Raw genomic sequence first — 12,390 nt, forward strand, 5'->3', positions numbered from 1 at the left:
CCTACTGTGCATTAAAAATTTCTCATGATTTTTATTAGATGATCTCTAAACTCTTGAGGCTGAACATCTGATATTTGATCTAACATTCCCAACACAAAACGGCCCACTCCAGTATACTTCCCCACTTTACTATTGAATTCATATTGATTGTCTGATAGCTTTTTCACTTCATTGGAAGAACAAGGAAACTCTTCACAAAATATATTATTGGCTCTTTTCGTCATTTTAAAGCTTACAGGTAGCACTTCTTCTAATGGGCTAGAAAACCCAAATGAATCATGAAATTTGATAACATAATGTTGCTGATGAATAGATTGCTCTTTTGATACCTCTATTCCGTTAATTCTAGAAAGCTTGAATGTTTTACAAACCTTAGCCTCACAATCATAAGCATATACTTGTGTTTTATTAGGGGTGATCTCAATCGGTTCAATTTCATAATCTTTCACCTCACCTCTTGATATATAATTATAGAGACGGACCTTTTTTTGGTTTTGGATTGCAAAAGTCAGTTTCTCATACAGAAAGAAGCGATTATCAGGAATTAGAATAGAATCATTAATTAATATGTCGACACTTTTATTAATTCTTCTAAATGCTTCATAATCGCTCTCTTTTAATAATCGAAGCTGCTCAAATAACAATTCTTTATCAGAAGATGATAACAGTGGTTGACGGAATTTCTGGTCTTTTGAAAAATAAAATGTCTTTACCCTTGAAGCTTCACACCTAGATTCTATTGTCAACGGGTAATACATATCTTCTATTAAATCCCTATCATTTTTAAATTGATTTCTATGTTTTCCAAATTTTTGTTGGTATTCTTCTGATGATATTCCTGTTGTTTCTAATAACCGAATTATCTCAATAATTCTATAAAGTTGTTTCTTAGGAGTAGGCATATTGGTTTTAATACAATTTGTTGTTCGCTCAAAAGAGATTGTCATTCTCTTTAATGTTATATAGTTAATAAATACTTATTTAACACACTATCCTATTAGGAAAACTTAACAATAAGAACGTAACTATCGTGAGCAAATGCGAAAATCTAACTACACAAAAAAAAGTGCTTCTAAAAACTAAGTTTTGAAGCACTTTGAAGTAAAAATTCTTTAAGAGTTATAGAATTCTACCCTAAAATGATAAGGTTTAGGGTAGAATTTATTGCATTTGACACTATGGTATCAGGCTACTTTGTTGTAAGAGTGTTCTTGTAAAGTAGAAAGAATTGAAGGAAGAGTTTTAGTTGGAGGTTTTGAGAAGTGAGTAGTTTGCTGTTCTTTTTGAAGATGTGTGATTAACAACTCCATTAATGGAATGTCATTGAGATAATGAAATGTTTTTTCAAACCCCAATCTTATTTTATAACGTTGTGTTTTCCAATAATACCTGTATTGAAGAAACAAATACTGCTTTCTTTTTCTCGGTGTATCAGATCTCCAATAAATAAAACGTCGATCAGCGTAGAGTTCATACTTATTTTTCCTTTTGAGGGGTTGCTTTTTAGTGGTTTTGGAAAGGCTTCCTACCACTTTTTTTCTCGCCAAGGCCAACTGATCTGCTTTTTCTGCATTATACTTTCCTTCAAAACTATTTCTTTTCATCTCCCTGTAGATTGTTGAGAGATGAACATTTAAAACTTTAGCAATTTTTTTCTTGGAAAGTTTTGCTTCAAGTAATATTTGAAGTTCAATTCTTTGAGGTTTTGTGAGTTGCATTAAAGAAATAGTAAAGTTGAGAGATAAATAGTTCTAGGACAGAAGTAATCGGTATTACTTGCACCATAGTGAAAACTATGGGCAGGTGATAAAACAACCTAATCAAGACTAAAGTTTTAAAGGTTGAAAACAAAGGCAACACTTTAGTGTTGGTGGAGTGAGTATCACTAGCCCATGATTTCAGTCATGGTGCACGTCATTTTATGCCAATAATTTTGTCCTTGTACTTAAGTTGTTCTAAGACTGAAGTCCTAATAATTCAGCCGGTAGCTGACATACCGGCTTACTTTTTTTAAGCTATAATTTCCAATTCCTTAATACCATGGTCCACTAAAGTCCAGGCATTAGTAGATGCATGATCTTTAATATGATGTAAAAGTTCTAAAAGAACAACCGTTTCGGCTTCTTTCATGATGTTGTCTAGTTGATCGAAATAGACTTCCAATCCATCATTTTGTTCCAATTTTAATTCTAAGTCACTGATATCAGCAACCAATTTGTTCTTTTCCACAACCTTCGCTTTGTACTTAGAGTGAGTAGTTTGCATATTGGTCAACTCGTCTTCTACATAAGAAAGCTGATTTTTCTTTTCGTTCAACTCTGTCGTTCTGCTTTCAAAACGATTTTTCTTTCTTTCAGTAGAAATATCCTTCAGAACATTTGAAGAGTTTTGGTATTTATACTCTTGGTGAATAGCATCGTAAGTAGTTTGCGTTTCAGTTTCATTTGTGCATGATAATGATGCCACACGTGCAAACAAGTCGTTTTTATCTTGTATGTTCAACATGATATTGTTTTTGTTAAGTTGAGAATCGTTCTCAGTGCGTTTGCATAAATCGTCAGCTAGCTTTATGTATTTGGCAATTGAGAATAGTTAAATTTGATATAATGTTAATGTATTTAAATCAGTAATGCAATTTTTTTCCGTCTTTGTCATCAAAACACTATGAAAATAGCAATACAAAAAAGGTATCAAAATGAATTTCCTCCATTCTAATACCTTCTTATTTTGAGTATTTTATTCTAAAAACTACTCCCACTCATCTGCTTCAATAGCCTCAATTACTTCTACCAATCCATCAAAAGTATTGACACCAACTGCGACCTCAGAACCACCTTTTAAGGCGATACCTTCAGGGTTTACAGTTTCTAAAACATCATTGATTGAGTTTTCATCAAAACCACCTGCGATTAAGATTTTATATTCCTCAGTAAATGTTTTCAGTTGTTTTAAAGTATCCTCTGATAACGTTTCGTCAAACTCCAACTGGAACATCTCCACTTGTTGCTCCAAGATTGACATTTGTTGTTCGATTTCTGAAAGGTTATTTTCTACTTTAATTCTGAAAATTAAAGGCTTTCCTAATTTCGATAAATCATTGACCAAAGCAGGATTGTCTGTCACTAAAACATCAATTGCTTCATACTCTTCAAGGTTAATATCGGCAGTTTCGTATAACTCACCAGCGAATTTGATACCTGCTAACCAGCTTGCAATTTCTTTAAACTTATCAGGAGACACATAACGTTTATGTGATGCTTCAATGGGAAAGCCAATCAATTCAACTCCCATTCCTGCACAATATCTTCCATCTCCTAAATTGTCTACATCAGAAACAAAAACGCGTGTATTCAGTGCCATATCTTCAATCGTTATTATTGGAAGTGTCTTCTTGTTCGTGAATCCACTTGAATGTTATAATAAATTTATTTTTGCAAAGGTTATAAAATAGATTGAAATCAAAAAGTCTCTTTAGTAATTTATAATTAAGAATGAAAAATGTAGAATAATGAATTAAGAGGGATGATGTTGAAAGTAGACCTTAAAAGTACGTAAAAAGTCATTTTTATAATTATTGAAAAATAAAAATCTGTACCTTTGTACTTCAAATCGAGTGTATTAATAAAGATTACACTAAGTTAACAAAACAATTACACGTTACTATGTCAATAAAATTTCTTGAAGCTTTAGAGCAGACCATCAAAGACAGACATGATAATCCTTCTGACACTTCTTACACAAGTAGTCTATTTGCAAAAGGAATCAATAAAGTTGCTCAAAAAGTAGGTGAAGAAGCGGTAGAATTAGTCATCGAAGCAAAGGATGATAGTGAAGAACTATTCTTAAATGAGGCGGCCGATTTAATGTACCATTATATTGTACTATTACGTGCTAAAGGTTATAGTTTAGAAGATGTGACAAAAATTTTAGAAGAACGTCACAAGTAAATTATGTAAGTATGCTTGATTTTGATTAAATTATAGAACAAAACAACATACTACCCAAGAAACACATGAAAACCTTAGAATCTATATCATTTCAAAACTTTGAGCTCATAGAGGAGTATCTCAATGGAAAACTGAGTCCCGTTGAAAGTCAAACACTTTTGAGGAGGCTGACGATTGACCATGAACTGAGGGAAGATTTTGATTTGGTAGTGGAGATGAGTACGGATATGGTTTCTTGGCCAATAGAAAAAAAGAATAGAATACGAATTGCTTTTGCAACGAGACACTCCAAAGCGGTAGTTTCTCAGAGCAAGGCCAATCTTGCAAAAGACCTTGTAGCTTATGGTACTGCAACTATTGCAGCGGCGGGTTTGTTGGTTTTTGTCAGTGGATTGTTTGTATTCTTTGCTTCATAAATTTTACGGAATCGAAAAAGGCTACCTTCTGAAAAGGTAGCCTTTTTTTGAAAACGAAAAATTATATATCTGATTATCAGCGTAAAATATCTTACTGAGTAGAAATTCTTACAGTAACAAATCAGTGTTTTGTTATTTGATATTACAAACTTAACAAAACGAAATACTAAATGAAAGCGAAATTTCGCAAAAAATCCGATTTTTCATTAAAACTGTGCTATTTTTACATTTATTAGTCACCATAAAGTATTTTTGATCGTGATTACATAGTATCTTGTTACTATTGAATAGATGAAAGGGTGCTTATACCGATGATTTCGAGTGTTGTGGATCATTAGTGTTGGTGCTGAGTGTATTAGAAAATCAAATTAGGAACCAAGTTAGTCAATATATATCCTGTGATATTAGAAGAAAATATACGCCTTATTTTCGGTTTGAAAGTCCGAATGCATAGGCAAGAGCAGAAATTATCTTTATCGGAATTAGCAAAAAAGGCTGAAATGTCTGTTTCCTATATCAACGAAATTGAAAAAGGAAAAAAATACCCGAAGAGAAATAAAATAACATCACTCGCAGCTGCATTAAAAGTATCTTATGATGAGTTGGTGTCTTTGAAGATTTCCAAAAAATTGGGGGCAATTTCAAAGTTATTGAACTCTAATATCCTTCAAGAATTACCACTTGATGTTTTTGGTTTAGAGCCAAGAAATTTATTGGAGTTAATGTCTGATGCTCCTTCCAAACTTTCTGCTTTCATCAATACCATCATTGAGATTTCTAGAAATTACAACCTCACCGTAGAGAACTTTTACTTTTCGGTGTTACGTTCTTATCAGGAAATCCATGACAATTACTTTGAGCATGTTGAATTTGCAGCCAATGAGTTTAGAAGAAAAATCATTGATGATGAGAAGCCTTTAGAAATTCAACTTCGCCAATACCTTACTACTTTTTGTAATTATAGAATTGATGAAGAAAGCCTTTCTGAACACGAAGCTTTAGATACTCTAAGAACAGTAATTAAAGTAGAAGATGATGGTACGCACGTCTTGATGATCAATAAAAAGCTGAATGCTAGAAGACGTACGTTTATTTATGCACGTGAAGCTGCCTTTCAGGTTTTAAATCTTCAAGAAAGGTCAATGACCTACTCTTGGATGCAGGTGAAATCATTTGATATGCTTTTCAATGATTATATGGCGACCTACTTTGCTGGGGCATTTTTAGTACCTGAGGAAGCTTTAGTCAAAGACCTTGAAGGAATTGTACATAGCAATACCTTCTCTAATGAGAAAATGTTAGACTTAATTGTAAAACATAATACTTCTCCAGAGACTTTCCTTCACCGTCTTACAAGTATTCTTCCAAAGCATTTTGGATTAAGTAAAATCTTCTTCTTACGACTAGACCACATTCCAGGCTCCAATCGTTATTCTCTCACCAAAGAGCTTCACCTTGATGGTTTGCACAGTCCACACGGCACTGTATTAAGTGAGCACTATTGTAGAAGATGGGTTTCTCTGAAGATTTTTGAAGATCTTGAACAAGCTAGAGCAGAAGGAAAAGAAGACGAATATATTTGTGACGCCCAAACGTCAAGATACATTACTTCAGGTAAGGAATACTTCTGTATCAGTGTTGCAAGAGCATTACCATTAGTAGACGAAACCATCGATACCAGTATTACAATTGGATTCTTGATCAATGACAATTTCAGAGAAAAGTCCAAATTATGGCAATCTGAAAAAGTAAGAATGGAATTTGTCAATGAGACATGTGAACGCTGTCCATCAGTAGACTGTCAAGTGAGAGCTTCCGACTCTATTGTATTGAAAAAAGAACAACAAGAAAAAGAAAGAATTTCTGCTTTAGAAGCAATTTTAGGAAAACCTGTTGTATCTTAGGCGAAGAATAATTCTGCTGTTGAGTATAACTTAGCAATTCCGGTTGCTAATAACATATTAAAAAGACGAAGAGATTCATGGAATTATTCAATTCTTGAAATTTCTTCGTCTTCTGTATTTTAAATAATTAAGTATCAATAAACTCTAGTACTTAAGCTGTTGTATAATTAAAATCAGAAGTTTTGGGTTTTCTTTTTTTACTCTACTTGGTGTGAGAATATCAGCACATAGCCGTGACTATGCTTTTCTATTCTGACTAGACTAAAAAATACTATCCAACTTATCCCAATTTTAGATGTTCAACTGCTTACACTTTTTCATCGTTAGAAATCTTCGTGACATTACGCACAAAACATATTTTCTATTTAATACTTTTCATTTGTATGAGTAGTTCCCTCCTTTTTGCTCAAAAAAGAGTAAAGGAGAAGTATGACTTTGATTTTGATGAAGTCAGTTGGTCAGAAGCTATTCATACCCTTTCCAAAGAGTGTAATCTCAATTTCATTTATAGTGATGACAACCTACCTGTAGTAAATCGTTTTACTTTTCAAAAGAAAAACGCCACACTGGAAGAAGTACTAACAGCACTTTTTGATGGGAAATTTTTAGGATACAGAATGGATGGAGACGATGTCATTGTGTCTGTCATCAGAATTCCATTAGATTCAAAAGAAGGACGAAGACTCACCCGATATCCTGTCAACGGTATCATCAGAGATCAATATTCACAAGAAACAGTCATTGGAGCCACGGTCTTTTTTGAAGATATTTCCATAGGTACTGTAAGTAACTTTAATGGCTTCTATTCCATCTCTGTCCCGGCGGGAAAATACCTTGTTTCGATCAAATCATTAGGATATGTCAATCTTGATACAATCATTGACGTAAAAGGGGAAACGGAAATGCACCTCAACCTAAAAGTCAAAGAAACGAAACTTAGAGAAATTGTAGTACTTTCAAGTAACTCAGAGGTTTACGATGGTATATTACAATTGAGTAATATCACTACCGTTACACCTGAAGCAACGAACGAGCTTCCTTTAATTTTGGGAGAAGGCGATGTCATGAAATCTCTACAGTTAATGCCTGGCTTCAAAAGTGCCAATGAAGGGAGTTCTGAAATTTCAGTGAGAGGAGGTGGTACTGATCAAAACCTATTTTTAATTGACAATGTACCCATTTATAATGCGACACATAGTTTAGGATTTTACTCGATTTTCAATACCAACTCCCTTAAAAATGTACAAACCTATAAAAGTGGTATTCCTGCTCAATATGGTGGTAGAGGATCTTCTGTCATTGATGTGCATTTAAAAGAAGGAAACAATCAAAAACTTCGATTTTCAGGCGGAATTGGAACCATGTCAGCCAATGCGACATTAGAAGTTCCTATTATAAAAGATAAATCTTCATTTATTATATCAGGAAGAAGGCCTTATACCGATTTACTCTCTAGTTCTACAAGAGGCGAAATCAATACGGTTTTATTCTATGATTTAAGTTCCAAATTGAAGTTTCAACTCGATAAGAAAAATACACTTTCTGTCTCTGCTTATTTCAGTAGAGACAAATTAGCTTTTCAAAATATTTCATCAAGTGAATGGGGAAATAAGACTGCCAATGTTACTTGGTCTTCTTTGCTTTCTCCAAAGACCTTTAGTAACCTTACTTTTTGGTATACCAACTATGACGTAGCCAATATTGTCAATAATATTCCAGAGACAAGCTACAGAACTACCTACGCTTTGGACGATTATGGTTTAAAGTACAAAGTAGAACAATACTTCACTCCTGATATCACACTCAAAGCGGGAATTGAAAGCATTTTGCATACCTACAATCAAGGTAGTATTACACCCTTTGATGAAGAATCGATTGTCACTCCAAACGATCCTCAAGACATACGAGCTGTAGAGTCCGGTGCCTATATGGATTTTGAATGGAATATGAATCAAAAGGTAAAAGTTGGGCTTGGTTTACGCTATTCTAGATTTGACAATGTCAGAAATGAAAGAGAATATATCTATGATATTGAACCATTCCTTTTGCAAGCGGATAGTATTTCTGATGGTAATATTATTGATACAGTGAGAAATTCGGGAATTAGTTTTGATCATTCCTATCATAATATTGACCCTCGATTTTCAGTGAGTGTGGCCCTTACTCCACAACAATCTGTTCGTGTTGCCTATGATCGCATGACACAATACGCTCAAGAGTTGGCTTTGACTACACTTCCTAGTAACTCTGGTGTTTGGATTCCTTCCAACAAATACATCAAGCCACTGATCAATAACCAATATTCAATTGGGTACTTGACCAAATCAAGGGATAATATGTATGACTTTTCATTGGATGCTTATTACAAAACTTCAGATAATATTCTAGAATTTAAACCCAATGGTAGGTACATCGTCACCGATCATGTAGAAACTGACGTTACTACCGGGATTGGTCAAAGTTATGGTGTTGAATCCATTTTCAGAAAAAGAAAAGGAAAACTTACCGGATCTGTTTCCTACACCTATAGTTTTTCTTTTATAAAAATACCTCAAATCAATAATGGCAATTGGTATCCAACAAATCAGGACCAACGCCATGTTTTTAATATTTTAGCTTCCTTCCAAATCTCCAAACAAATTCAGTTTTCTGCTGTTTGGAATTATGCTTCTGGTCGACCGTATACTGCCCCTATTGGCAAGTATTATAAAGAAGGTTACGTAGTTCCAATTTATGGAGACAGAAATAAGGCAAGGCTGCCAAGTACGCATCATTTAGATATTTCATTGACTTTCTATAGAAAGATGAACGAACAAAAGAAGAATGAAAGTAGTTTCAATTTTTCTATTTATAATGTTTATGCACGTAAGAATACCTATTCTTATATTTTCAGAAGTAAAAACAATAACCCACAAGAACTGGAAACTGTAAAGGTATATCTCTTTAGTATCATTCCTTCGTTCAGTTACAATTTTAAATTCTAAACAAACAATGAAATACTACTGCCTAATTATAGTACTATTTTTAACGATAATAGGGTGTGAAGAACCCGTCAAACTCGACTTACCTAGTGGTGAACCAAGTACTATTATTGATGCCAATATCTCTGAAAGTAATGTTATTTCTAGGGTCGTTTTATCGAAATCTTTAGGGTTTAATGATACTATAGACTTCCCTCCCATTGAAAACGCCAGTGTGGTGTTATCAAACAATACAACCTCTTTTTCATTTAATTACGTCAGCACTTCAAGTGTAGGTGCAGTGTATGAGGCACAAAATAATGTAGAGCTTGAAGAAGATCAATTTTACTTTTTCTCGGTCTATCTTCCTGGTAGTATTGAAGACCCCGATACACTCTACCAAGCTTCTATGAAAATGCCGACAAAAGTACCCATAGATTCTATCGGTTTTAAATCTACTAACGAACCCGATCAACACGTATTAAGGATATTTTTCACGGATCCCGAAAATGAAAGAAATTACTATAGTTGGAGGGTTTCCCAAAAAATCAATGGGCAATTTGTCCTTCTATCTAATAACAAAGTACCTCTTTATACTGATCAGGGAATTGATGGAAAGTCTGTTTTTGTGGAGTTTACAAGCAAAAACTTCTCTGAAAGCGATACAATTCAAGTCCACTTCAAGTCACTCACTAGAGATACCTACGACTATTATAGAGCACTCAATAATCTAATTGATGTTTCAGGCACCAACACCTCTGCGGATAACCCTAGAAGTAATTTTATCAGTAGTGCAGGCGATCAATCTTTCGGTTATTACTCTTTAGAAGGAGTTGACGATTCTGAAGTTTTTGCTGTAGGAGATACTTTATAGTGCGAGTTTTTTCTTGAAGTATTTTTTCAACAAAGGCTGTGCAAACTTATAGACCTTAAAACCACCTCTAATCAGATATGGGCTAATGTATTCTTTGATTTTTTTTCTAAAGTAAAATGATAAAAAAGCCACGACAATGCTCAATATAGATTCTACGGCGTTATGAAAATCGATAGCATAGAGAATTGATATTGAATTGGCCAAAGTCATTAAAAAATAAGATAAAGCATCCCAAAATTCTTGATTAGTTTTCAACTTAAAAAAAGCGAATTCTACTTCATACCAATGCCTTCTTAACGCCCTTTTGATGAGACTGGAATTAAGTTGAATTTCAGTGTCTGTCATTTTAGGAATATAATTAAAAACATCTGCATCCAACTGAATTACGGTCATAAAACTATATTCCCCTCCAGTTTTTAAAAGCAGAGGGGTATTGATCTCTACCCCTCCGTTTTGGAAAGTTTCCACCAACATCTCAGCCGCATCCTTTGATGCTTTGAGTTGTTTGAGTTTTGCATTAAATACCTCCCAATTCGTCATGTTTATGATTCAGTAGTTTTATTATTTCCGAAAATGGATGAAAATGCTTTTCCAGTCAAATCTGTCAGCACCTTGAAGAATGAAGACCAGTGTCCAGTTGCTTCATTGGTCGAGTTCTGATGGAAATTCATCACCATCGTTCTCAATTCAGGAGGAAGCTTAACAAACTTAGGAGTGAGGTAGGAAGTTACATCTCCATCAATCTGCACCACTGTTTGAAGTAAAACCTGTTGGGTACCCAATTCCCAAGCTTTACGGATCTGCGTTATCTGTTCCGTTCCCAAATCCAGTTCTTCCACTTCATTCATTTCGCGAAGCAAAATATCATTATTCCATTTATGTGAACCCATTTGAGAAGGATACTTTTCATATTGACCTGCACCTCCATCATGGAATTCATCATCGTATCCTCTCTGCCCTTGCTTTGTTTCAATGGCTAATTTAGTACGTTGCATTTTGAACATTCCGATAAAGTTGGCACTTTGTCGCTCGATTCTGTAAAGCATCTGAATTCTTTCTTTCAAACTTTCAGACTGCTCATCCGTTTGCATACGAGGCAACAAAGACTCATAATACCTTTTTCCTTCCTGGGCTGCTCTCTTTACTTCATAAAAAGAATATTCACCAGCTCCTTCAAAACGCAACAAAAACTTCTCTTTACCAGAAGCATCGATAGCAGGAGGTGTTCCTTTGGCTTTTTCACAAATACCATACTCTATCAATGTTTTTCTGTACCTCTCAATGATGTCTCTTAAGGCCAAACGTTTATTGACAGGCATTTTGGCACCTGTAGTATTTTCTTTTAAAATGGTATTAACTTCTAAAGTTAATAGCTCATTGGCGATAGACTTTAGGGATTTCTCCATTGTATTCTATTCTTCCTCTTTTTTAGTATTTTCCTCATTGTCGCTTTCCGCTGAAGTCCCTTCATCAGATGAAGTAGCAGCGGGAGCATCGTAATCAATTGGAAGAGTATCTAAGGCTGGAGCGTCTGCAATTGGTTCTTCTGCTGCTGCAGTAGAAGCTGGGTCAAATGCTGCTGCTTCATAATCAGGAGCTGCTGCCGCCGTTTGCGAAGGATCAAATGCCGTTTCTTCAGGATTATAAGAAAGAGCAGGTTGTGCTGTAGCTGTAGGCAAAACTTGTTGAGGTGCTGAAGCTGCACTGCTGTAAAAAGAATCAGCAGGCGGTACATCTACCCCCTTCGTTTTTGCATACAACTCAAATAAACTATAGACTGCCTTGATGTTATCATTAATAATAGCATGACCATGTTGTTCTTTTTGAGCATGAAAATCTCGAACCCATGCATATCTATCTTGCACTAGATCATTACTTACATAAGAAGTCACATCACCTTTCAAAAGGTGAATTTTGCTATTCATTACTTTATAGTCCGTTCCTTCTTTTTTTACGATTTCGTCTTTCTCTCCATTGACATGGAAATCACCGACAATGGTCTTTATATCTAGTGTAACTAAGTTGTTGATATAATCTTCAATATTGTTGACAAAGTTCTGAAAGAACCCAACGTTTTCTTGATCTGACATAGATAAGTATTAAGGGGTTAGAATTTGATTATAAAAATGCTTATATAAATTTGAATCAATTGAATGAAAATTCCAAAAATTTAAGATAAAGTAATCATTTAGGAAATACTCACAATTATTATTGGACGCACTATACTATATTTGTCTTTTACTTTCTTAATCTATCAAGAAAGAGTAATCAAAATAGTCTTATAGAGAA

Annotated in this window: 11 protein-coding genes and 1 pseudogene; 5 read left to right on the forward strand and 7 right to left on the reverse strand. The window is 34.4% G+C overall.

Features of this window, described 5'->3' with window-relative positions:
* Positions 1-11: 11 nt before the first annotated feature.
* The 4 genes from IC221_RS15145 to IC221_RS15160 form a co-directional block, all read right to left on the reverse strand.
* Positions 12-947 carry a YafY family protein gene (locus IC221_RS15145; protein ID WP_188169774.1) on the reverse strand — a complete coding sequence of 312 codons (936 nt, stop codon included), beginning with the start codon at positions 945-947 and terminating at the stop codon, positions 12-14.
* Positions 948-1,184: 237 nt separating this feature from the next.
* Entirely contained in the window at positions 1,185-1,718 is a 534-nt protein-coding gene (locus IC221_RS15150) for a helix-turn-helix domain-containing protein (RefSeq protein ID WP_188169775.1), read from the reverse strand.
* A 292-nt stretch (positions 1,719-2,010) separates the two neighbouring features.
* The gene (locus IC221_RS15155; RefSeq protein ID WP_188169776.1) at positions 2,011-2,505 is read right to left on the reverse strand and encodes a hypothetical protein; all 495 of its coding nucleotides are present in this window, start codon (positions 2,503-2,505) and stop codon (positions 2,011-2,013) included.
* Positions 2,506-2,748: 243 nt separating this feature from the next.
* Entirely contained in the window at positions 2,749-3,360 is a 612-nt protein-coding gene (locus IC221_RS15160; RefSeq protein ID WP_188169777.1) for a hypothetical protein, read from the reverse strand.
* Positions 3,361-3,686: 326 nt separating this feature from the next.
* Here IC221_RS15160 and hisE point away from each other — a divergent pair.
* The 5 genes and pseudogenes from hisE to IC221_RS15185 all read left to right on the forward strand — a co-directional run.
* Positions 3,687-3,947 (forward strand): annotated as a pseudogene (hisE, locus tag IC221_RS15165) (phosphoribosyl-ATP diphosphatase); the annotation flags it as partial.
* 65 nt (positions 3,948-4,012) lie between these two features.
* Positions 4,013-4,363, forward strand: a complete 351-nt coding sequence (locus IC221_RS15170) for a hypothetical protein (RefSeq protein WP_188169779.1) — start codon at positions 4,013-4,015, stop codon at positions 4,361-4,363.
* A 398-nt stretch (positions 4,364-4,761) separates the two neighbouring features.
* The gene (locus IC221_RS15175; RefSeq protein WP_367397772.1) at positions 4,762-6,267 is read left to right on the forward strand and encodes a helix-turn-helix domain-containing protein; all 1,506 of its coding nucleotides are present in this window, start codon (positions 4,762-4,764) and stop codon (positions 6,265-6,267) included.
* Positions 6,268-6,650: 383 nt separating this feature from the next.
* Positions 6,651-9,251 (forward strand): TonB-dependent receptor, encoded by a 2,601-nt coding sequence (locus IC221_RS15180; protein ID WP_188169780.1) that lies wholly within the window; start codon positions 6,651-6,653, stop codon positions 9,249-9,251.
* 7 nt (positions 9,252-9,258) lie between these two features.
* Complete coding sequence (locus IC221_RS15185) at positions 9,259-10,101, forward strand: DUF4249 family protein (RefSeq protein ID WP_188169781.1); 843 nt, start codon at positions 9,259-9,261, stop codon at positions 10,099-10,101.
* Here IC221_RS15185 and IC221_RS15190 read toward each other — a convergent pair.
* Genes IC221_RS15190 through IC221_RS15200 form a run of 3 tightly spaced genes read right to left on the reverse strand, consistent with a single transcriptional unit; the run spans position 10,096 to position 12,191 of the window.
* A complete protein-coding gene (locus IC221_RS15190) occupies positions 10,096-10,641 on the reverse strand; it encodes a hypothetical protein (RefSeq protein WP_188169782.1) in 546 nt (181 codons plus the stop codon). The two genes, IC221_RS15185 and IC221_RS15190, sit on opposite strands and share 6 nt — an antisense overlap.
* A 2-nt stretch (positions 10,642-10,643) precedes the next feature.
* Positions 10,644-11,507 carry a hypothetical protein gene (locus IC221_RS15195; RefSeq protein WP_188169783.1) on the reverse strand — a complete coding sequence of 288 codons (864 nt, stop codon included), beginning with the start codon at positions 11,505-11,507 and terminating at the stop codon, positions 10,644-10,646.
* Positions 11,508-11,513: 6 nt separating this feature from the next.
* On the reverse strand, positions 11,514-12,191 hold the full coding sequence (locus tag IC221_RS15200) for a hypothetical protein (RefSeq protein ID WP_188169784.1): 678 nt from the start codon (positions 12,189-12,191) through the stop codon (positions 11,514-11,516).
* Positions 12,192-12,390: the final 199 nt, after the last annotated feature.

The organism is Flammeovirga sp. EKP202 (assembly GCF_014534745.1).
Lineage (GTDB): Bacteria > Bacteroidota > Bacteroidia > Cytophagales > Flammeovirgaceae > Flammeovirga.